Source organism: Tenacibaculum sp. M341 (assembly GCF_004337695.1).
GTDB lineage: Bacteria > Bacteroidota > Bacteroidia > Flavobacteriales > Flavobacteriaceae > Polaribacter.
In genome coordinates, this window is the sequence record NZ_SJXJ01000003.1 from 57,055 (window position 1) to 80,615 (window position 23,561).

The window sequence follows — 23,561 nt, forward strand, 5'->3', positions numbered from 1 at the left end:
TTTTTTTATCAGCGGTTTTGACCTGTATTTATTAGAAATTTTTAACTAAAAAAGAATGAAATCTCAAGAAATAAGAGCAAAGTTTTTAGAATTTTTTAACTCTAAACAACATCAAATTGTTCCTTCAGCACCAATGGTGTTAAAAAATGATCCAACCTTAATGTTTACCAATTCGGGTATGGCACCGTTTAAAGAGTATTTCTTGGGAAATAGCACTCCTAAAAGTCCACGAGTTTCAGATTCACAAAAATGTTTGAGAGTATCTGGTAAGCATAATGATTTAGAAGAAGTAGGGTATGATACGTATCATCATACAATGTTTGAAATGCTTGGTAACTGGAGTTTTGGAGATTATTTTAAAAAGGAAGCAATAGCTTGGGCTTGGGAATTACTTACAGAAGTATATAAAATTCCTAAAGACATTATATATGTAACCGTTTTTGAAGGAGATAAGGAAGATGGAACAAAAATGGATCAAGAAGCATATGATTTATGGAAAAATCATATTGCAGAAGATCGCATTTTAATGGGGAACAAAAAAGATAACTTCTGGGAAATGGGAGATCAAGGACCATGTGGACCTTGTTCTGAAATTCATGTTGATATTCGTTCAGCAGATGAAAAAGCCAAAGTAGATGGGAAGTCTTTAGTAAATGAAGATCATCCGCAGGTAGTTGAAATATGGAACTTAGTTTTCATGCAGTATAATCGTAAAGCTGACAAGTCTTTAGAAGAATTACCGTCTAAACATATTGACACAGGTATGGGATTTGAGCGCCTTTGTATGGTTTTACAAGGAGTACAATCAAATTATGATACTGATGTTTTTACACCATTAATTAGAGAGATTGAAACAATTACTGGTGTAAAATATGGAAATGATGAAAAGATAGATATTGCTATACGTGTAATAGCGGATCATATTCGTGCAGTAGCCTTTGCTATTGCAGATGGTCAGTTACCAAGTAATAATGGAGCGGGATATGTTATTCGTAGAATTTTAAGAAGAGCAATTCGTTACGGATTTACATTCTTAGAACAAAAAGACCCATTTATTTATAAGTTAGCAGAAACGTTATCTCATCAAATGGGAGCAGCATTTCCTGAAATAAAAAAGCAAGATCACTTAGTATTAAATGTAGTGAAAGAAGAAGAGCAATCTTTCTTACGTACATTAGAACAAGGTTTGGTATTGTTAGATACTATTATGAGTAATAGTAAAGGGAAAGAAATATCTGGTCGTAAAGTATTTGAGTTAAAAGATACGTATGGTTTTCCTTCAGACTTAACTTCGTTAATTCTATCTGAAAAAGGGTATACGTTTAATGAAGAGGAGTATGAAGCAGCTTTAAAAGAACAACAAGATAGAGGGCGTTCTGCAACGGCATTAACTACTGATGATTGGGTTACTTTAATAGATGATGAAGAGGAAGAGTTTGTTGGTTACGATACATTACGTGTTGATGTTAGGTTAACTCGTTACAGAAAAGTAACAACTAAAAAACAAGGAGATCAGTATCAATTAGTATTTAATATGACACCTTTTTATCCTGAAGGAGGAGGACAAGTAGGAGATACTGGGTTTTTAGAAGATGCACACGGAGACGTAATTTATATTACAGATACTAAAAAAGAGAATAATGTAATTATTCATTACACTAAAAACTTACCAAAGCATTTAAATGAGTCTTTTAAGGCAGTGGTAAACGAAGAAAGTAGGTCTTTATCGGCAAGCAATCACACATCAACGCATTTATTACATCAAGCATTAAGAACCATTTTAGGAACGCATGTTGAACAAAAAGGTTCGTTGGTAAGTAGTGATTACTTACGTTTCGATTTTTCTCATTTTTCTAAGGTAGATAAAGATCAGTTAGAAGAAATTGAAGCTTTCGTAAATGCTCGTATTCGTGAAAATCTTCCATTAGAAGAGAAAAGAAACATACCAATGCAGCAAGCAATTGATGAAGGAGCAATAGCATTATTTGGAGAGAAGTATGGAGATAGTGTAAGGGCTATTCGTTTTGGACAGTCAATGGAGCTTTGTGGAGGAACGCATGTAAAGCAAACTGGCGATATTTGGTATTTTAAAATTAAATCTGAAGGAGCAGTTGCTGCTGGAATAAGACGTATTGAAGCAATTACAAATATTGCAGTAGGAGAGTATTTTGAAGATGTAGAACGTAATTATAATTCGGTAAAAGAGTTATTGAAAAATCCGAAAGATATTACAAAGTCGGTGAGTGCTTTACAAGATGAAAATACTGCTTTAAAAAAGCAAATTGAGCAACTTTTAAAAGATAAGGCAAAGAATATGAAAGGTGATTTGAAAAATCAAATTACTGAAGTAAATGGAGTAAACTTTTTAGCAACAAAAGTTGATTTAGATCCGGCGAGTATTAAAAACTTATTATTTGAAATAGGAGGAGAAGTTGATAATTTATTTGTTTTATTAGCAACAGCACCTTCTAAAGAAAAAGCAATGTTGACTTGTTTTATTTCTAAAGATTTAGCAAATGAGAGAGGATACGATGCAGGAAAAGTAGTAAGAGAATTAGGAAAGCTTATCCATGGAGGTGGAGGTGGACAAAACTTCTTTGCAACAGCAGGAGGTAAAAGTCCAGGAGGAATTCCTAAGGCATTAGAAAGAGCAAAAGACTATATTGTATAGTAATAAAGATTAAACATATTAAAAGGTTCAAGGTAAAATCATCTTGAACCTTTTTTGATTTATAGAATTGTTAAAATAATTGCGAGTCAAATTTACTTGATAAAAGAAAGTTCTGAAGAACTGCTTTCTTTCTTAAAGTTAAACAAGTATGACTACAGAGAAATAAAAGAATGGTTTCAGCAGAATATGCCTAATGTTAAGGTGTTGAATTTTGATTCAGAAATATAAAAGAGTCAAAAAAACATTTCGTCGATTAATTTAAACCCTTCATCTACAGATTGTAAGTTTTAGAACGATTTCAGCACAATTAAATTTAGAATCCGATCTATCTTTGAAGTGTAATTAAGAAGTTCAAAACATTAATTTGTTTACATTATATAAGAGCATGTTTTTTAAAGTAAAACGTCTCACAAAATTTTTTCATTTTTTGAAATTTCCCACTTTGGAAATTTTTTTAGATTTATTTGGTTGATTAATGAAGTCTTTTGCATCCCCAATATGCAAAAGGCTTTTTTATTTTCAATTAGTTAGAAGAATTTGAATTAACATTCAATTTTAGATATGTTAAATATTTATAATAAAGAGTAGGTGCTTGCGTTTATAGAAAAATCAATAAAATTAAAATTGATTCAAAGCTATATTGAATTTGTTATTTGAGTATGAAGATTGATCGCTATTTAAAACTATATTTCTTTTTTTTTGTGTGTGTATTTGAGTTAGTACAAGCACAAGAAACCATTACATTTAAGGAACCCGTAACCAAAACATGGATTAATACTTATGGAAACATAAGATTAACCAATCGTTTTTATTGGGTAGCTCAAACACACTTTCGTTTTCAAGAAACTGAAAAAACACCTTATGTAGGGCAACTTGCTCAAATTTATAACAGGCATGCGATAGGATATATATACTCAAAAAACTTTAATGTGAGTTTGGGGGGTGTTTTAAGACTTAATTTTAATACAGATGAAACATCAACAGGCAGAAATTTAGTTCCTGAATGGAGAATATGGCATCAGTACATGTTTGCGGCTCCTGTTTCTTCTTTATTATTTTACCATCGTCTTCGAATAGAACATCGTTGGACCAAAAAGTTTGAGGATGACAGTGAGTATATTTTTAGAAATAGATGGCGTTATATGTTTAAAGCGAAGATTCCTTTAAATTCAGATAAATTTAAACCTAAAACTTTTTACGTATCCCCTGAAGCAGAATTAATTTTACAGAGTGGTAAAAAAGTGGTTGGTAGTTTAATGGAAGATTTACGATTGCATATGTCTGTTGGATATGTAGTGAGTCCGAAGCTTACTTTAGCAACAGGTATTATGTATTCTCACGGGCAAACGCTTTCAGATGCTACTGTTTTTAAACAAAGTTGGACAGCTAGATTCCATATGTATTTTTCTCTTGATCCTAGAAATATCAAAAATAAAATTCCATCAATCCATATGGATGACTAATTTTTAAAACTTATGAAATTATCAAAAACGTTAATTATCTTTTTTACAGTATTGTTGATTGTTTTAATGATTGTAACAATTAGCGGAAAGGCTAATGAGTATCATCTTCAAAAACAATTAGTGACATTAGAAAAGGATTATCATGCATCTGTAGAAAAAATCAATCAGAAGAATAGTTTGGTAAGTATCGATTCAATGTTGATAAAAGGAGAGTATGAAACTGCTTTAAATGCTTATGAAGAACAATTTTCTGATTCTGTAGTAAAAGAAGATAAAGATTATGTACAGTTTCGCATTAAAGTTGCGAAACAGTTTATGGATTTAGAGCAAAAATCACTCAAAAGAAATTTAGATCGTTCTTTAGATAAAAATGAAAACAAATCAGCGAAACCAAATGACAATAACTTGACGGTTAAAGATTATGATTCGGTGTATAATGCATTGTTAAAAACAAAGAAGCAACTTTATGAGACTAAAAATAAGTTAGGTAATAAGTCTTTTATGGATTACTTGACTTTTAAAAGCTCTAAAAAAGATAAGTTACACTATGTAGGGCAAGTTATAAGAGATAAAGCAAACGGTTATGGAATAGCAGTTTTTGATACAGGAAGTAGGTATGAAGGTATATGGAGGAATAATAAAAGAGAAGGGAAAGGGAAGTTTTATTGGGCAGATGGTGAACGATATGAAGGAGATTACAAAAATGATAGAAGAGAAGGAGAAGGTGTGTATTATTGGACAAATGGAGAAAAATATAAAGGAGGGTGGAAAAATGATAAACGTGAAGGAAAAGGAGTTTTTTATAATAAAAAAGGCAAAATAGTAGCCGAAGGAATCTGGAAAAAAGACAAGCTTGTAGAAGAGGAGGATGAAGAAAATAAGTAGTTTACATGTTTTTTGTCGTTTAGAGTTTCGTTTTATCGATTTGTTTTTGCAATTCATCTAACTATTAGGTGTTTATGACGAATATTTGCTAAAAACAATAGTTGTTGATTGTACTTTAGAAGCGTAGTTTTAAAGTTCTATTAAACATTTATTTGTTTAAACAAGATATGATGTTTGAAAAGCATCGAAATTTTTTTTCATTTTTTGAAATTTCCCACTTTGGAAATTTTTTAGATTTATTTGGTTGATTAATTAAGCCTTTTGCATCCCCAATATGCAAAAGGTTTTTTTATTTATAGTTTAAGGTATCAAATAATAGTATTTATAATTGTGCTAAATTCGTGGTATAAAACTAAGCTTGTGATTTTACAAACTCATATACCTTTAAAAAAGCAACAACATTCATTAATAGATTACTCTTCAAAATTATTTTTGTTAGGTTCATGTTTTTCTGAAAATATAGGGAATAAACTGTCGTATTATAAGTTTCAATCTAGTCAAAATCCATTCGGAATTTTATTTCATCCCAAAGCAATTGAAAGATTAATTTTAAATGCAATCAATGAAAAAAAATATACTGAAGAAGATATTTTTAATTTTAATGAACGTTGGCATTGTTTTGAAACACATTCTAATTTAAGTTCTGTAGATAAAGATGAGTTTTTAAATACTTTAAATATTTCGATAAAAGATACTTTTCAGCAATTGCAAAAAGCATCACATATTATAATTACATTAGGTACTGCTTGGGTGTATAGATATATTTCTTCGGATGTAGTAGTTGCCAATTGCCACAAGGTTCCTCAAAAACAATTTTTAAAAGAAATTTTAACGGTCAATGAAGTGTCTGAAAGTTTAGCAAGTATTTGTAGTTTGATACGATCTGTAAATAAGGAGGCTTCTATTTTGTTTACAGTATCTCCTGTGCGTCACATAAAAGATGGTTTTATAGAAAATAAAAGGAGTAAGTCTCACTTACTGTCTGTTATCCACGAAGTGATTGATCCAAGAAAAAATATACATTATTTTCCTTCGTATGAAATTATGATGGATGAATTACGTGATTATCGTTTTTATAAGGAAGATATGATTCATCCCAGTCAAACAGCTATAGATTACATTTGGAATAGATTTGTAGACACCTGGTTTCATGAATCATCATTATTTACAATGAAAAAGGTAGAGGAAATTCAAAAAGGAATAGCTCATAAACCTTTTAATACTAATTCTGATGCACACCAAACATTTTTAAAGAAATTAACTCAGAAGAAAGAAATACTCTTAAAAGAGTTTCCTTTTATGAGGTTTTAGGGAAAGATGTTGTCATATAAAAGGAGTTTTTAGATCTTTCTAAATAGAGGTTCTTTTTTAAGAGAGTAAAACTAAATGGTTTGTTATCAGGAGTACTTGAAATATTTTTTTATAAAAAAATGTTAATATTTAAAAAAAATAAATAGATTTGCGCCTGATTTTAAATATAAACGGGGGACATATTTACTATGAAAAAAATTACTTTAGGAATTGCTATAGTTGCATTGTTATTTTCTGTAATTACATTTTTTTACACTCAAGAGAGATCGAAGTTAGTGTATGTAGATGTAAATAAACTTTTAGAAGGCTACAAAAGAACAAAGGTAGTACGCGCTGATTTTGAGAAGAAAGCAAAAGTATTACGTGCTAATGTTGATAGCTTAGTTACAGATTGGCAAAAAGAGTTAAAACTATATGAAAAAGAGCGTGCTAATTATTCAAAAAAGGAGTTGCAACTAAAGCAAGAGTTATTGGGTAATAAACAGCAACAAATTAATAATTATCAACAAGCTATTCAAAAGCAAATTCAGGAAGAAGATAAAAAAGCTACTCAAACAGTAGTAAATGATATCAATGATTACGTGACTGAGTTTGGTAAGCAAAAAGGATACAAAATGATTTTCGGTGCCAGTGGAGGTGGAAATATAATGTATGCTGATAAAAGTGCAGATCTTACAGAGATTGTTTTAGAACAATTAAACGCTGAATTTGAGGGAAAATAAACATTAATGGCTAACGCTATATTTATGTTGAATAGAATGATTATAAAAATTTCTCGATTAGTCATATTACCATATAAATCTATAGGCATGTCAGAAGGTCAAGAGCTGAGAATGATGGATATACTAAGTAAGATGTTGGGAAACTTCGGGGAAAATATAAAAATTATCTATAATCCATTGCTACCAATGCCAAGAGATAGTAAAGAATCTACAAGAATTTGATACTATGATAAATGAAATTGCTTTTCATGTGTTTATATTTCAGAAATATCTCTTAGAACTCTTGAGTTATGTATGTTCAAGAATGTATAGAATTAATCATGCTAATATGATATCATTTGTATATCCAATAGATGAAAAGTTTTTAAGAAGAATATTTTTAAGTATTAATGCAAAGAATGTAGAGGTTTATGCACTATAAGTAAAGTTTAAAGTAGAAACTTAGTACAAATAACAAACGAAAAATTTAATAACAAAAGAGTTTCATTTTTTATAAGATAAATTTTATATGAGAATGATAATTAAGAATAAAAGATCAAATTATATATTATGATAAAGAATCCAATGGTGAGAAAGATCATTTTAGTTTTAGCTTTAAAGATGTGTTTTTTTGAGGGTAATTCACAAGGTCCTATATCACCAGAAGCAGGAACCTTTGAACCAATTGATGCGTCAGATATGGTTAATTTAATTACTGGAGATTTAAGTTATGTTTTACCTCTATTAGAAGTCCCTAGTCCGGAAGGAGGTTATCCAATTACATTGAATTACCATGCTGGTATATCATTAGACCAAGATGCTAGTTGGACAGGGTTAGGATGGAACATTAATCCAGGAGCAATAAACAGAAATGTAAGTGGTGTTCCAGATGATTGGAATGATGCTTTAAGTTCTTCAATTTCAAGGAGTGTAGGAGGAACTGTTAGGAATACTCAGATTTTTGCAGGAGTAGGTTGGGGAGATGATGATAGTAATTCTATAGGTTTACATGCTAATATTCAGTCACACAAGGCTTTTGGGGGGGAGACTACCTATAATTATACAATTGGTGTACAGGCAAAATTAGGAGATCATAGTTTTGGAGCTAATTATTCTAATAATGGATCATGGGGAGTAAATTATAGCGGGTTAAATTATAATTCTAATTCTGGTTTGGGAGTAACTTTATCATTACCAGTAATGGAAAATGGTCTTTATGCTAATTTATCATATTCAGCAAAAACAGGTTTGGGAGTTTCACTCAGTTCGCCAGGATTAACTCCATTAAATGATGTTTCTGTAAACTTAGTAGGTAGTAGTGGGGCAAACTCAGGTACTTCTTCGAGTGCAACAAGTATGGATTTTGGAGATATGTTTAGTATAAATTTAAATTTTGGTTTTTTTAAAATAGGAATTAAGACTCAAGAATATGATTACTGGCATTTTGATGAAAAAACCTATGGAAGTACAGGAGCTTTATATGCGGGGAAATTATCTAACACTTTAGAAAATAAAGTTTTACCTAGGTTTCATGCATTTGATGCATCTCAAAGTTTAAACGAATTTGATAGAGCTATAGAAGGATCATTAAATAATCCAACATATATAAATTATGATAAATATGATGTAAATGCTCAGGGTATTAACGGATCGATAAGTCCTTATTTATTCAATACAGGTTTTTTACATTTACCAAGTAGTTATTATGTTCGTAGAAAAACTAATTTATACGGAAAAAATACAGAGTTAGTACACCAATTTTATGATATTCCTGACCTTTATAAAAACTCACTAAGTTCAAGTATAGATCAGAATAATGGAGTAGCTTTTTATTTTAAGAATAGATATGCTTCCTATATTAGATTTAAACCTGAAGATAATGTATCTTGGACAAATGACAATCACAATAGACAGGGTAAAATTTTACAGTCAATTAGAGTTGGACAAGAATCTACAGAATATCAGGGGTATAATAGTACAAAAAATCGTTTACAAAGAGGATCTTACATTCAAACATTTACAAATAAACAGTTAAAAGATATTCCTTTTTACAATAATGGCATTGATAGGAGAAAATTTGATGAAAACGGTATCGGTGCTTTTAAAATTACTAAAGCAGACGGTTTAACTTATCATTACGCTCTACCTGTCTATCAAAAAGAGAAAATAAGCAGAGTAACTCAATATAAAGAGAATATTAATAATAAGTATACAGAAGAACAATCTTTAACCCCTTATGCAACGCATTGGTTATTAACAGCAATTACAGGACCTGATTACATAGATAAGAATGCAGATAACGAGTTAGATAGTAATGATTATGGTTATTGGGTGAAATTTGATTATGGAAAATGGTCTGATGGTTTTGGATGGAGAGTTCCTAAAAGAGGATACCATTATGGTGAAAACTCTAAAAGCTTTTCATGGGGATTAAAAGAGGTTTATTATTTGAATAGTATAAAAACTAGAACACATACGGCATTATTTATAAAGGAAGATAGAGTTGATGGAAAATCCAATGTTTCGAATCACTACAATTCTACTAGAACTAACTTGAGAAATTATAATGCAAGGTATAATACATTAGATCAGAATTTACCTGTTTATGGTGGGGCAGATGGTAAAACTTATTATCCAGGTGTATATTCGTTACAATCTCCAGATGATTTAGCATCCTATTGGACTACATATAGTATAATAAATATAGATAATGGAATGTATGCTCAGAGTTTTGCTCAAAAATCACAAAAACTTAGTAAAATAATTTTGTTAAAAAATGAAGATGTTCCTGTAAATTTATCAACTCATACAGATGGACATCCTGCATCTAAGAAAGCATCAGATATTTTCTTTAGAGAAAAAACTATCATTGTAAATGACGGACCGGGTTCTAAAGATTATAACTCAGGATGGGTGCCTTATGTTAATTCAACATATTATGGCGAATACTACCATAAAATATATGATGTAAAAGATTCGTATTATAACCTTGAAGAAAGAGCTGTTAAGATAGTTAGTTTTGATTATGATTACTCTTTAGCAAAGCAATATGACAATATTGGAAGGTTATCTTTAAAAAGTGTAAATATTAAAGGTAAAGGAGGGGTAAATGTTATACCTCCTTATGATTTTCAATACAAACAAAATACTTTAAGATTTAATAACAATGATAATAAAAACTCTTGGGGACATTATAAAACAATACCTTCTCTTTGGAGTTTAAATAAGATAAAAACCCCTGTAGGAGGAGAAATCAATATTCATTATGAACCAGATGATTATTCAAGTGAAGCAGCTTTAAGCAGAATATTTTTTGATAAAAATATAAGAGTTAAATTTGAAAAAAATAATTTCGGTGAAAAGTTTGTAAGGTTTTCTAATAGTACAGGTAATGATTCAAGACAAAATATTAATTTTGAGAACTATTTCAAAGAAGGTAGAAAAGAGTATATAGACCTATTATATTGGCAAAATGATTATATAGTAGATGTTGCTGCAGAATGTGAAGTGACCTATGTTAGTTCAAATCATTTGTATTTTAAACTTCCAAATTTAAGCAACAAATCAGATGTAAGAAAGAATTATAATTGTAGTAAAAAATCATGGTTTTTTGTTAAAAATTTTGACGGAGCTATCAATAAAACGATTAATTGGAAGGATGAGATTAATGAGACTTTATGTGATAGTAAAGGAGAGAGAATAAAAATAAGAATTACTTCATCTTATCAAAAACAAAATACAAAAGGTGGTGGAATAAGGGTAAAAAAGATTGACGTAGATAATAAATATTACACTAACTATTTTTATAGTAAAAAAGGCATGTTTTATGCGACTAGTAGTAATTATAAATCTTCAGGAGTAACAAGTTTTTCACCATCTAAACAGTTTAAAGAAATACCGTTTAAAGATTATGTTTCTTCTCCAGTAGTTATGTACGAGAATGTATCTGTTCAGAAAGAAGATGGTACTGTAAGGAAATTTAATTTTAATGTATTAAAGCCATTTACAATTCAAGGTAATACATATAAATTAGGAGACTTTTTATCTGTAACTAAAACAACTCCTATAATGGAAAATATTCCTAGAGTTCCAATTAATGATTACAGATTTTATCCAGGTTATATGCTTAATAAACAAAATTTTAAAATAAAGTCAAATTTTGAATCATTAGGTACTTTAATGTCTAGTGAAGTTATAAATGTTAAAGGACAAGTTTTAAGTAAAATAACCAATAATTATAAATTATTAGATGATGGTAGCAAAGGAGTAATCCAAGAAAACTATTCAAATGTAGAAAGAATTACAGGTTATGATGGTCAAAACCATGGAGTAGCTATAAATATAGGAAATACAACTAAATTAAATTATCCTAGTGTTATTGAAAGTATTACTCAAAGTTCTGGAGGTATTACTTCAACAAGATATTTTGATAAATTTGATATAATCACAGGTAGTCCATTAGAAATAAAAACTCAAGATAGTAAGGGTACAAAAGTAAAAACAGAAATTGTTCCTGCTTTTCATAAATATTCACAAATGGGACCTAAATCTGATAATAATAGTTATTATAAGAACATGTTATCTCAAGTAGCAGAACAACATTATTATATTTTTAAAAATGATGAATGGAAACGAATGGGATCCACTGTTACAACATGGAAAAACAATTGGCTATATCCTTTTGACGGAGGTGGAGTTGAAAATTCTTCAGACGTCTGGCGTAAGCATAAAACATTTGTTTGGAACGGAAAAATTACTGATGGGGGAATTTATGATGGTTTTACAAACTATCTTCATCGTGAGGGAGCTTTAAATACCAATTGGCTTGAAATTAGTGAGGTTAAAAAGTATAATCAATATTCTCAGCCATTAGAGGTAAAGGATATAAATGGAAATTATGCTTCAACTAAAATGGGAGATACTAACACTAAAATTATAGCAACTGCAAGTGCTGCTTATCACGAAATATATTATTCCGGAGTAGAAAATTTAGGAGGAGTTTCGGCTGCTTATCCTAACCAAGGAGGAGTATTTTTAGTAGATATAGAAGAAGGAGCTGATTTTGCCAAAAGTAGGAGAACAACTATTAAAGCTCATACAGGAAAAACTTCATTAAAAGTAGATAATATAGTAGATTGTTTTCATGTAAAATTAAAAAAATATGAACACCGTACAGGTAAATACAAATTATCTGTGTGGATTGATAAAGGAAATGAAAACAAAGCGAGGGTTTCTATTAAAGGAAATTCAGTCGAGTTTAATGGAGAGATGATATACGTTGGAGATTGGGTGTTGTTAAATCATTATATTGACTTGAAAGAAGATGGAGATTATACAATTGGAATTAGAAGTACAGGTGATGAAATATATGCGGATGATTTTAGATTACAACCTGTATATTCTAGTATGTTAACTTATGTTTATAATGAATGGGATGAAGTAAAATATATTATGGGAGCTAATGGCTTGTCAACATTTTATGTTTATGATAATGCAGGAAGATTGATAGAAAGCAAACAAGAGATCATTGATAAAGTTCAAGGAGATGGCTCGGGAGGGTTTAAAAAAGTAATGACAAACTCTTATAATTATAAAAAAAATAACTAATAATGAGAAAGATATTAATATTTAAACTAATAGTATTTGTTTTTAGTATTACTAGTTTTTTACATGGTCAAATAATTTCAAAGGTTGATGGACCAATTCCTATTGATGGAGGAGATAGATGTACTGTCACTGTAAAGTATAATAATCAACTCATTAATGGTGCTATTGTTTTAAATAGTTCTGCAAAAAGTATAACTATAAGTTTACAAACTACATGTTTGGCAGTAAAAGTATTTAGTTCATCAAATTGGTTAACAGTACCTAGTAATAATGTTTTCGGTAATTTTACTATAAACATTCCTGCGAATACATCCGTTAGTAAAAGAACGACATTTATAAGTTTACAGGATTTTAATGAAGATTTTCTAGGAGGTTTTACCATTGAGCAAGAAGGAGATTCAAGATATGTAACATATTATTTAGATTCTGATGGAGATGGTTATGGAGATTTCAATGCAGAACCAATAAATGCTATTTCACCACCATTAAAACATGTTACAAACAACGATGATCGTTGTCCAAATGAATATAGCGATAATAATAGAGGTTGTATAGACGCGGAAATCGATCAAGATTTTAATTGGACTAAATCGAAAAGATATGATGTAAATGAAAAATTAATAGGTGCTTATAAAAGTTATTTTGATGAATTAGGAAGAGGAGTCCAAACACAGGTATTCGATATTAAATACAAAAAAATATGGGCTTCAGAAACCAGGTATGATACAAAAGGAAGACCAGCTTTACAAACTTTAAGTGCTCCTGTAGCAAATGAAGTAAATAATTTATCTTTTCAGTTCAATGAAAATTTTATAAGAAAAACTAATGGAACATTTACTAATGACGATTTTGAAAATAATGATATATTAAATCCGTCTAAAGTAGGTAATCAACCTAATACATTAGGGTATTATTATAGTGAAGCTAACTCTGAAGAATTATTACAAGATATAACAGATAGACCTTACAGTAGAGCAGTATATAGTGAGTTGAATCCAGGAACTATAAGAAAAAGTATTGGAGGAAATTATTTAGATACTAATGGAAATTCAAAGGCAGATGAAAACGAATGGAAACAAGCATACAGTTTTTCTATGCCAGCTGCTCAAGAAATGTATTATGTTTATGGATATGATTACTTTCCAAAAAATTCTTCTGCAATTGATTTATATTTAAGTGAAGATTTTGGTACTTACATAAAGTCAGGTACTAGAAATGGTCCATTAGTAGCTTCTTACATTAAAGGTAAGGTTATTGAAGCGTGTGATGATATATTAGGTTATGATGAGGTTAATAGAGATTTAGGAGAAACAATACATTTAGGGGCTAATATAGAAGTTGAAGAAGGTAAAATATATTATGGCCTTTTTAATGGAGAGTATAAGTATGTACAAATAACTGCATCTTCAAATGTTAAAGCTAAAATTGAAGTAACTTATCCTCGTTTTATTCTTACAGAAGGAGGATGGGGACCTGATGGCTGTAAATATATAGCAAACCATAAAAGTTTTAATGAAAACCAAGAGGTTTTAAATGATCCTAATGTAAATATCAATTGGTTAAGAGCTACTAAAACTGTATTAGAAGATGTACATGGAAATGAATCAGTACTATTTACAGATAGTGATGGTAAAACTTTAGCTTCTGCTAGATCAGGAGGAAACTCTACTAAATATGAAGTAGTTTCGTTAATAGGAGAACAAGGGTTTGTTGATATACATATACCAAATGGATGTGAAAACACATTGACTTTTATTGGAGATAAAAATAATTACAAAGTATATAATTTAAAAACAGAAGAGCATTATACCACTACTCCTAATACTCTTGACAAAGGTTTTTATCGTATACAATACATAGGAAGTAAATTATTTACTAAAACTTCTAATTTAACTTATTTAGATATTGCAACTGATAACTCTGTAGAGATAAAGGCAGTTGAAGAAAATAGTTCAGGGGTTAAATACATGGTTAATTATTATGATTATAGTCTAAACTATCATAATGATATTGGTCAACTAACAGCATCAGTACAACCTCTAGGTTTTGACAAAACATGTTTGTCTGAATTAAGATCAAATGTAATACACAATGATAATTTAAAAAGTTCATATTCATACGATGTTTTAGGTCAGGTTTCAGCTTCCACAAGTCCAGATGAGGGAACTACTAATTTTAAATATAGAAATGATGGGCAAATACGTTTTTCTCAAAACAGCAAGCAAGCTAAGGTAAGTGAGTTTTCGTATACTAATTACGATAAATTAGGTAGACCTATTGAAAGTGGTGTTGGTACAGGAGATTTCTCTGCATTAAATCCAAATAGTAATACTTTATCCTCTTCAATATCTAAAAGAGAACAAGTTTTTACCGTGTATGATTATTTACTAAATGGAGATTTACAGTTTTTAGGATTAGATTCTGATTATGCTAATCCAACTTTTTTATCTGGTAACGTAGCGAAAACTTATAATACAACAAGTAATGGAATTGTAATATCTACTACTTATTATAGTTATGATATTTATGGTCGAGTTGAATGGTTGGTTAAAAAAATTGGTGATTTAGACAATCAAAAGAGAATAACTATAAATTATGAATACGACCATGTAACTGGTCAAGTAGCTCAAGTAATTTTTCAAAAAAATAATATAGCTGAAAAATTTGTTCATAAATACAGTTATGATGAAGAAACATACCAATTAAAAACAGTTGAAACCGTTGCAGATGGTAAAACAACTATTCATGCAGATTATGAATATTATGAGACTGGTGCTTTAAAAAGAACAGTTTTAGGTAGAGATGACATTAATACAAAAGGAATACAAGGAATAGATTATGTATATAATTTATATGGTCAATTAAAGGCGATCAATCATCCAGATTTGTCAAGCGATAAAGATCCAGGAGGTGATAATAACGATTTATTTGGTTTAACAATAGATTACTACAATGAAGATTATAAAAGAGATTCAAGATTTACTCAGTTTTCTGCTGGAAAAGATCAATTCAACGGAAACATAAAGAGTTTTACTTGGAATACCAATATAAATTCAGATAATACCAAACCTGTTCAATATACTTATGAATATAATAGAGATAATTGGTTACTTGAGGCTAAGTTTAATGGTTTAGAAGCTCAACAGCATGGTGCGCCTGAAAATTTAGTTTTAAATTCTAGGTTAACTAGTAGCTTAAATGCAAAAGCAACAAATAGTATTGTATTAACATCAGATTTTCAGGTATCAGCTTCTACTACAACTACATTTACGGCTCAAATAGTAGATGCAGATTCTAGCGAAGGTTTTGGAATTGGGGATTATGATGTTACTGATATAACTTATGATGCAAATGGAAATATAAAAACATTAAAAAGAAATAAGAATACAGAAACAGGAAGTGATAATGGAATGGACGATTTGGAGTATAAGTATAAAAATACTAAACCAAATCAATTAGATCATATAATAGATACTGAAGGATATACAGGTGTTCAAGACATAGATAACCAAAATACAGGAAATTATGTTTACAATGAGATAGGTCAGTTAATAGAAAATAAAAAAGAAAAAGTTAAATACGAATATAATGTAAAAGGTTTAGTTACAAAAGTATATTATAATGATTTAATAAAAGTTGTTTTTATTTATAATGAACAACAACAAAGACTTAAAAAAATAACTTACAATGCCTCTGGTACAGTAATAGAGAAAACAACTGATTATGTTAGGGATTTATCAGGTAACATATTAGCTGTTTATGAAAATAGAAATTTAAAAGAGCTACCTATATATGGAAACAGTAGGTTAGGAACTTATAATAAAGTAAATAAAACAAGTGTCTATGAAATAGCGGATCATTTAGGGAATGTAAGAGCTGTAATTGCAAAAAATGACAAAGGAGATGCTGCTGCACTAGTTAGTGGTACTGATTATTATCCGTTTGGTATGCCAATGCCAAATAGGAAAATAGTTAATGGAGAACCATACAGATATGCATATCAAGGTCAAGAGATAGATTCAGAGACAGGTAAAGAAGCTTTTCAGTTACGTTTATGGGATGCACGTATAGGTAGATGGATCACAACAGATCCATATGGACAATATAATTCTCCATATTTGGGAATGGGGAATAACCCTGTTACTCATATTGACCCTGACGGAGGGTTTGCAGGTACCATAATAGGTGCCATAGCAGGTGGTGTTACAGCGGCAATAAATGGTGATAGTATATTAGGAGGTATGACCACAGGAGCCATAGCTGGTGCAATGGTAGATGTAGCTATTGCTACAGGTGGTGCTGCTGCAGTTGTAATGGCTGGTGTAGCTGGTGGTGTTTTTGATAGTGTTGCCACTGATTATATTAATGGAAGATCACCTAGTGGTAAAAACGCTCTAATTTCTGGTGCACTAGGAGGAGCATTAGGTCCTTTTGCTAAATTTGTTGGAGCTAGAACAGGTTTGACTAAGGTATTTAATAAAGTTGCAAATAAAGTAATCACAAAAATTACAAATGTATCTACAGAGAATTTAATAGAGAATAGTTCTAGGTTAGGTCAAACTTTGAATAGAGCAAAGAAAGCCTCAATAATTGGAGGAGGAAGTAAAGGACATAACCTAGCTTCTAAAATAGCTTCTAACTTTAAAATATTTGAATGTGTTCAATGTGCAAATAAAATAGTATCAAGCTTAAAGAGATCAGGAATATCAGGAGAAATTTTAGAAATTAATGTTAAATCTGGACCAGGTGTTATTGGAGCACAAGTAGGAGAGGATTTTGTACAAGTTGCAACTAATGGTGTTCACAAAGCAGTTCATGTTGATGGATTAGTTTTCGATAATTTATTTCCAAATGGTATTCCTCTTGAATTATGGAAAAAAAGTTTTGAGTTTTTCCCTGGGGCAAAAGTTAGTTTTGGAAGTACAAGTTTTTAAAATATATAATGGATTCAGTAGTTTATTTAATTAAAAATATTAAAGATAAAACAGTTTTATATCTTCCTTACAGTTCTATAAGGTGTTTAAAGGCGTTTTTAATGGGGTTCTATTATTCTAATCAAAAAATGTCTAATGAATTTGATTTGCTTGAGCATGAATTTACTAAATGGATTCATGAACGATATAAAATTGATAATCACTCTTGGGATAAAACAATTGAGTTTTTTTCTCATAATGAGTTTGAAGCACTAGACAATTTTTTTAATCTTTTTGAAGAGTTCATTAAAAGTAGACAGAGTGACCCAGACCAGTTCGTGCCCGAATAAACATAAAGTAATGGTTAGTGCTCGACTCCGTCGAGTACCGTCTATGCTGAACAAATAAAATACTAAATATAGAAACTACCTTAATTTAAAATAATTGAGGTAGTTTTTTATTAATTGAAAATATATGTTTTAAGAAAATAAGGTTACCTAACTAGACTTACATACCAACAAAGAGTTTATTCATATAAAAATTACCCAAAACAAAAGAAAAACCAAATTTCCACTAAAACCATGGTAACCTTTTCACTTAACAAGCATCATAAATGAAAGTAAGGTGACTTGATAAAGCATTTTACAATTAGTTTAATGTAAACCATGGTTGTGTATAATGAATAAGATTAAGTGTGTATTAGTGGATAATGATTGTAGGGCAAGAAAAAAATTACGCTATTTATTAGAACAGTTTAGTGAAGAAATAGTTGTTTTAGAAGAAGTATCAAGTATTGATAATGCTGTATTGGCGATAAAAAGATTACAACCAGAGGTTGTGTTTTTAGATGTAGAAATGCCAAATAAAAACGGATTCATGTTGTTAGAGGAATTTACAGAAGTGAGTTTTCATGTTATTTTTACGACAGCTTCTAATATGCATGCAGTAAGAGCTTTTGAAATGAATGTAGTGGATTATTTACTAAAGCCCTTACATTTAAATAGATTGCAAAACGCTATTTTGAAAGTTAAGAAATTAATAAAAGCATCAACCAAAGAAATAATAAAGAAAGAAGAAGAGAAGAGAACTCCTAAAAAAATAGCAGTTCCTTATAAAACAGATTACGCAATTGTGGATATAAATGATGTACTTTGTATTCAGGCAGATCGTATGTATTCTAAATTACATACAAATTCAGATAAGGAGTATACTGTTGCGAAAAAATTAAGTCATTATGAGGCTATGCTGTGCAAAAAGAGCAATTTTGTAAGGTTGCATAGGTCGTGGATTGTAAACTTAAATAAAATAGAAACCTATTCTAAACGAGCGAGTGAAGTTGTTTTAGAGTCAAAATTTAAAATTCCGATTAGTAAAAGTTATAAAGAAAACTTTGAATCACTGTTTTTTGTGTAGCTTTTAAACTACTTCTTTAAGGCATAAGAGATTTTATATAAAACACCATGTAACTTTACAGAACATGGTGTTTTTTTGATTCTGATTAGAATTTTACATTTAAAATATCACCACTTAATTGTAGTAATTGTAATTCTAATAGTTTAGCATTATACTTTGTGTTATTTAAAGAAGCTTTCGCATTTAATAAGTTAATCTGAGCTTGTCTAAAATCGATAGAAGTAACCTGACCTAGCTTAAAACGTTCTAAAGTTCTATCAAAGTTATTTTGATTGGTTACTACATTCTGTTCTTGAACTTTTAAAATGTATAATTGATTTTTATAACTTCCCCAAGTGTTTTCAACACTATTCTTTAAGGTTTCTTCTTGCTGAGCCAATAAAATCTCTTGATTTTCTTTAGCTATTTTAGCATTGGCAATACTCGTTTTAGTTGCTCCTCCATCAAATAAATTCCAAGATAAATTTAATCCAGCATTTAAACCCGTTACATTTGAAGCAGCTAAAAATGAAGTAGGCGGATTTTGACTATTATTCCAGCTGTAAGAACTACTTAGGTTTAAAGAAGGTAAATAACGAGATTTAGCAGACTTTATAGAAAGATCACTGATAGCAATGTTTTTTCTATTTCTCTTTAATGTAGCATTATTTACTTTGCTTTTTTCGTACAAATCATCAAAATTAGTCAACTCGTTAAACTCAACAGTGGTTTCTACTTGATAATTTACATGTTTGTCACTTCCAAGAATGAAATTTAAATCGCGTTTAGCATTTAAAAGATCTTGTTTGCTATTTATGTAAGTAATACTATCATTGTTTAAATCAACCTCAGCATTCAATAATTCTAATTTAGTAGATTGCCCATATTCATATTGATATTTAGCTCTTTGTAATCGTTGTTTTGATATCGCAAGTGTTTCTGCTAAATTTGAAGTGTTTTCAGTAAGTTGAGCCACCTGAAAATACGATGTAAATAACTGTAAAAAAGTATTTTCAATCGTTTCTTTAGCTTCTAGTTCAGTAACATTATATGTTTCTTTTAAAATTTTATAATTATACTTTCTACCAAAACCATCAAAAAGAGTATAATTTAAATTTACGGCAGCATTGTAAGATTTGGTTACTGCACCATCAACAGTATTAACTGCTCCGCTTTGAGTAGTGATTTCTTGATTTTCGTTTCTATAGTTAGCATTTGCACTAGTAGAAATAGAAGGTAAAAAACCACTATTATAAATACTCTTATTATTATCGGCAACTTTTACATTGTTGTTAGCTACTTTTATGCTGTAATTATTTTCTAGTGTAATTTTTACAGCCTTTTTTTTAGTTAGTATTTCTTGTGCTATTAATGAATAAGAGCACATTAATATTATTGCTAGTGTATATTTTTTAATGTCCATTTTCTGCATCAAAATTAGATTCAATAATTGCTCTTTCAACTTCCTCTTTAGTAATGTTTTTCCCTGTTTTTAACCACTTAATATTAACTTTTATACTATTAAAAACAGAAAGTAACATTGGTAGCATAATAAGCGTTAATACAGTAGCTACAGCAATACCATAAGCAATTGAAATTGCCATAGGAATTAAAAATTGAGCTTGTCTACTTTTTTCTAACATTAAAGGAGCAAGACCAGCAACTGTAGTTAAAGAAGTTAAGAAGATAGCTCTAAAACGAGATTTTCCAGCTTCAACTAATGCATCATCATACTTCATTCCTTCTTTTAAATAACTATTGAATTTACCAATAAGTACCAATCCATCATTTACCATAATACCAATTAAGGCTATAATTCCTAAGAACGATAAAATACCAATGGCAAAATCATGGAAATAATGCCCCCAAACAACACCAATAAAACTAAAAGGAATTAAAATAATCAATAGAATAGGCTGACTGTAAGAACGGAAAGTAAAAGCAATTACAATGTAAATAAGCGCTAATATTACCCAACCAACTGTACCAATAGAATTGGTAGTTTTGTTTCGCTCTCTATTTTGACCTTCGTAAATTGGTGTAACAGAAGGATATTTAGAAAGTATTTCGGGCATTATTCTCGTTTTTAAATCTTCAAGAATATCTACGGCACTACCTTTAAACTCTTTTAAGTTTGCAGTAACCTGAATTTCTCGTTGTCCTTCTAAGTGATTAATAGCAATATCTCCACGTTCAATGGTATATGTTGCAATTTCTGAAAAAGGAATTCTACTACCACTTGGGGTAATAATACGCATGTCGTCTAAGTTTTTAATAGATGACCTGTCTTTTTTATCATAACGAACCCAAACTTTTATTTCATCTTGTCCTCGTTGAAAACGTTGCGCTTGAAATCCGAAGAAACCAGAACGAACTTGAGAAATAACAGATTGTAGATTTAAACCTAATATGTAAGCGTTGTCTTTTAGTGCTATTCGAACCTCTTTAATACCAGCAGGATCATTGTCTGTAACATCTTTTAATTTAGGATTGTTTACTAAAACAGTTTTTAATTCTTTTTTAGCGGCTTTCAATTCTTTGATATTGTTTCCTAACAAAGAAACAGCCACCGGATTACCACCAAAGTTTCCTCCAGAACCAAAAACTAAACTCTCAACACCATATACTTTACCAACCTTATCTTCAACTGCATTGGTAATTTCTAAAGAAGAAAAATCTCTAGCCTCTCCCGGTAATAAATTAACAGTTAAACTAGCTGTTGCACTTCCTGGACCAACTCTTCGTATTACATTTTGTACAACCTCTTCGTCACCAGTTTGTTTTTCTGTGTACTCTTTATTAACAATCCATACCTTTTTTTCAATCATTGAAATAACAGAATCAGTAACCTGTTCATTGGTTCCTTGTGGCATGTTTAAAGTAATCTGAATACGATCACTAGCAATTCTTGGAAAAAAAGCAGTTCTAACAATCCCTCCTCTAATAGAAGCAATACTTAATAATAGCACAGCAATAGGAACAGAAAAAGCAAGGACTTTATATTTTAAAGAGAATTTTAAAACAGGAACATAGAATTTATCTCTAAAACTAGATAAATAATAATCAGCTTTCTCATTTACAAAATTGAAAAAAGTATCTATTTTATTCACTTTTTTAAGCTCTCCATTCTCATGTCTTTTTCTTTCTAAAGCTTTTGAATGAGCAATATGTGCTGGTAAAATAATTAACGCTTCAACTAACGAAACAGAAAGAGTTAATAGTACAATGGTAGAAACTTCTCCGAAAAAACTTCCAATTCTTCCATCTAAAAAGAAGAACGTAGAAAAGGCAATAATTGTAGTTAAAATAGCGGAAACAATAGGAGGGATTACTTCCATAGTACCGTCAATAGCAGCTTGAATTTTCGACTTACCTAAATCGTAGTAATGATGATAAATATTTTCACCAATCACAATACCATCATCAACTAAAATACCAATCACAATAATCATCCCAAATAAAGACAATACATTAATGGTAACATCAAACTGAGCCGCAAAAATAAACATTCCAAAAAACGCAACAGGTAAACCAAAAGCAACCCAAATAGCTAATCGAACATTTAAAAATAAAGCTAAAAAGAATAATACTAATAAAATACCAACTACACCATTTTCAATTAATAGTTGAGTTCTTCCGTTTAAGGTAATTGAAGAATCACTAGAAATATTTAATTGAACATTTTGATGCTCTTGATTGTATTTATGAATGTATTCTTTGATTTTATCAGCAGAAGTTAAAAGGTCTTCATTATTAGTATTATTAACACTTACGCTAATTGCTAAATGACCATTGTAATAAATTCGATCTGGATTTTCAGACCATTTATCAGTAACATTTGCTATATCTTTTAAACGAATAATAGTACCAGAAGAATTAGCTCTAACAATAATGTTTTGCAGTTCAATTCCATAATAAGAACGATTACTAGCTCTAATTAAATAATCTTCAGCTTGCGTTTTTATATTTCCACCTGTGCTTAATAAGTTAGAGTTTTGTACTGCACTAGCTACTTCATTAAAAGATAAATTATACGCACGTAAATCTTTTTCTCTCACGGCAATTTCAATCTCTTCATCAGGAAAACCAGAAATTGTAATTTGAGAAATGCCTTCAAGAGCTCGAATATCACTTTCAACACCTCTGGCATATTGTTTTAATGATTTTAAAGAAAGATTTTCTCCACTAATTGTAAAACTAACCGTAGCAATAGTACTTTCTCGTTTCGCAATTACAGGAGGTTCCATTCCGCTAGGAAAAGAAGGGACTCTGTCTACAGCGTTTTTTACATCAGATAAAACAACATCAATGTTTTTACCTTTTTCAACCTCAACAGTTATGCTAGCACTATTTTCTCTAGAAACAGAGGTAACTCTTTCTACACCAACAATACCTTTTAAATTATCTTCTATTTTTAAAACAACACCTTCTTCTATTTCTTGAGGAGAGGCACCTGGATAGGTAAGGTTAATGTTTATTTGCTGAGAATCTACCAAAGGGAAAAAAGAAGACTTCATGCTTAAAGCTCCCATTAAACCAAATACTAAAAAAGCAACAATGGTAATGTTTACAGCAACAGGGTATTTAATAAAATATGTAATTATTTTTTTCATCAACT

Annotated in this window: 12 protein-coding genes; 10 read left to right on the forward strand and 2 right to left on the reverse strand. The window is 30.0% G+C overall.

Translation table 11 applies throughout. The annotated features are described in order from the left end of the window. The first annotated feature begins 55 nt into the window (after positions 1-55). From alaS to EYW44_RS03870, 10 genes are all read left to right on the forward strand, one after another. On the forward strand, positions 56-2,671 hold the full coding sequence (gene alaS, locus EYW44_RS03825) for an alanine--tRNA ligase (RefSeq protein ID WP_132722347.1): 2,616 nt from the start codon (positions 56-58) through the stop codon (positions 2,669-2,671). A gap of 659 nt (positions 2,672-3,330) precedes the next feature. Continuing rightward, positions 3,331-4,134 carry a DUF2490 domain-containing protein gene (locus tag EYW44_RS03830; protein WP_132722348.1) on the forward strand — a complete coding sequence of 268 codons (804 nt, stop codon included), beginning with the start codon at positions 3,331-3,333 and terminating at the stop codon, positions 4,132-4,134. Positions 4,135-4,146: 12 nt separating this feature from the next. Further along, positions 4,147-5,019: an MORN repeat-containing protein gene (locus EYW44_RS03835; RefSeq protein WP_132722349.1), complete on the forward strand. Its 873-nt coding sequence runs from the start codon at positions 4,147-4,149 to the stop codon at positions 5,017-5,019. Between the two features lie 360 nt (positions 5,020-5,379). Further along, positions 5,380-6,330 carry a GSCFA domain-containing protein gene (locus tag EYW44_RS03840; RefSeq protein ID WP_132722350.1) on the forward strand — a complete coding sequence of 317 codons (951 nt, stop codon included), beginning with the start codon at positions 5,380-5,382 and terminating at the stop codon, positions 6,328-6,330. 188 nt (positions 6,331-6,518) lie between these two features. Beyond that, complete coding sequence (locus tag EYW44_RS03845) at positions 6,519-7,052, forward strand: OmpH family outer membrane protein (protein ID WP_132722351.1); 534 nt, start codon at positions 6,519-6,521, stop codon at positions 7,050-7,052. 226 nt (positions 7,053-7,278) lie between these two features. Further along, positions 7,279-7,473: a hypothetical protein gene (locus tag EYW44_RS22450; protein ID WP_132722352.1), complete on the forward strand. Its 195-nt coding sequence runs from the start codon at positions 7,279-7,281 to the stop codon at positions 7,471-7,473. A 128-nt stretch (positions 7,474-7,601) separates the two neighbouring features. Next, on the forward strand, positions 7,602-12,638 hold the full coding sequence (locus EYW44_RS03855; protein WP_132722353.1) for a hypothetical protein: 5,037 nt from the start codon (positions 7,602-7,604) through the stop codon (positions 12,636-12,638). A 2-nt stretch (positions 12,639-12,640) separates the two neighbouring features. Continuing rightward, positions 12,641-17,572: a papain fold toxin domain-containing protein gene (locus EYW44_RS03860; RefSeq protein WP_132722354.1), complete on the forward strand. Its 4,932-nt coding sequence runs from the start codon at positions 12,641-12,643 to the stop codon at positions 17,570-17,572. 8 nt (positions 17,573-17,580) lie between these two features. Further along, complete coding sequence (locus tag EYW44_RS03865) at positions 17,581-17,901, forward strand: hypothetical protein (protein ID WP_132722355.1); 321 nt, start codon at positions 17,581-17,583, stop codon at positions 17,899-17,901. Between the two features lie 328 nt (positions 17,902-18,229). Then, positions 18,230-18,964, forward strand: coding sequence for a LytR/AlgR family response regulator transcription factor (locus EYW44_RS03870; RefSeq protein ID WP_132722356.1), 735 nt, complete (start codon positions 18,230-18,232; stop codon positions 18,962-18,964). 85 nt (positions 18,965-19,049) lie between these two features. Here EYW44_RS03870 and EYW44_RS03875 read toward each other — a convergent pair whose 3' ends face one another. Together EYW44_RS03875 and EYW44_RS03880 are read right to left on the reverse strand one after the other, a co-directional pair. After that, on the reverse strand, positions 19,050-20,366 hold the full coding sequence (locus EYW44_RS03875; protein ID WP_132722357.1) for a TolC family protein: 1,317 nt from the start codon (positions 20,364-20,366) through the stop codon (positions 19,050-19,052). Continuing rightward, the gene (locus EYW44_RS03880; RefSeq protein WP_132722358.1) at positions 20,356-23,556 is read right to left on the reverse strand and encodes an efflux RND transporter permease subunit; all 3,201 of its coding nucleotides are present in this window, start codon (positions 23,554-23,556) and stop codon (positions 20,356-20,358) included. Before EYW44_RS03880 ends, EYW44_RS03875 begins: the two co-directional genes overlap by 11 nt. Positions 23,557-23,561: the final 5 nt, after the last annotated feature.

Bases quoted from the DNA above. Each gene is read 5' to 3' on its own strand.
- EYW44_RS03880 (WP_132722358.1), bottom strand. From the start codon at position 23,556: ATGAAAAAAATAATTACATATTTTATTAAATACCCTGTTGCTGTAAAC.
- EYW44_RS22450 (WP_132722352.1), top strand. From the start codon at position 7,279: ATGATAAATGAAATTGCTTTTCATGTGTTTATATTTCAGAAATATCTC.
- EYW44_RS03845 (WP_132722351.1), top strand. From the start codon at position 6,519: ATGAAAAAAATTACTTTAGGAATTGCTATAGTTGCATTGTTATTTTCT.
- alaS (WP_132722347.1), top strand. From the start codon at position 56: ATGAAATCTCAAGAAATAAGAGCAAAGTTTTTAGAATTTTTTAACTCT.
- EYW44_RS03855 (WP_132722353.1), top strand. From the start codon at position 7,602: ATGATAAAGAATCCAATGGTGAGAAAGATCATTTTAGTTTTAGCTTTA.
- EYW44_RS03875 (WP_132722357.1), bottom strand. From the start codon at position 20,366: ATGGACATTAAAAAATATACACTAGCAATAATATTAATGTGCTCTTAT.
- EYW44_RS03870 (WP_132722356.1), top strand. From the start codon at position 18,230: ATGAATAAGATTAAGTGTGTATTAGTGGATAATGATTGTAGGGCAAGA.
- EYW44_RS03860 (WP_132722354.1), top strand. From the start codon at position 12,641: ATGAGAAAGATATTAATATTTAAACTAATAGTATTTGTTTTTAGTATT.
- EYW44_RS03835 (WP_132722349.1), top strand. From the start codon at position 4,147: ATGAAATTATCAAAAACGTTAATTATCTTTTTTACAGTATTGTTGATT.
- EYW44_RS03830 (WP_132722348.1), top strand. From the start codon at position 3,331: ATGAAGATTGATCGCTATTTAAAACTATATTTCTTTTTTTTTGTGTGT.
- EYW44_RS03865 (WP_132722355.1), top strand. From the start codon at position 17,581: ATGGATTCAGTAGTTTATTTAATTAAAAATATTAAAGATAAAACAGTT.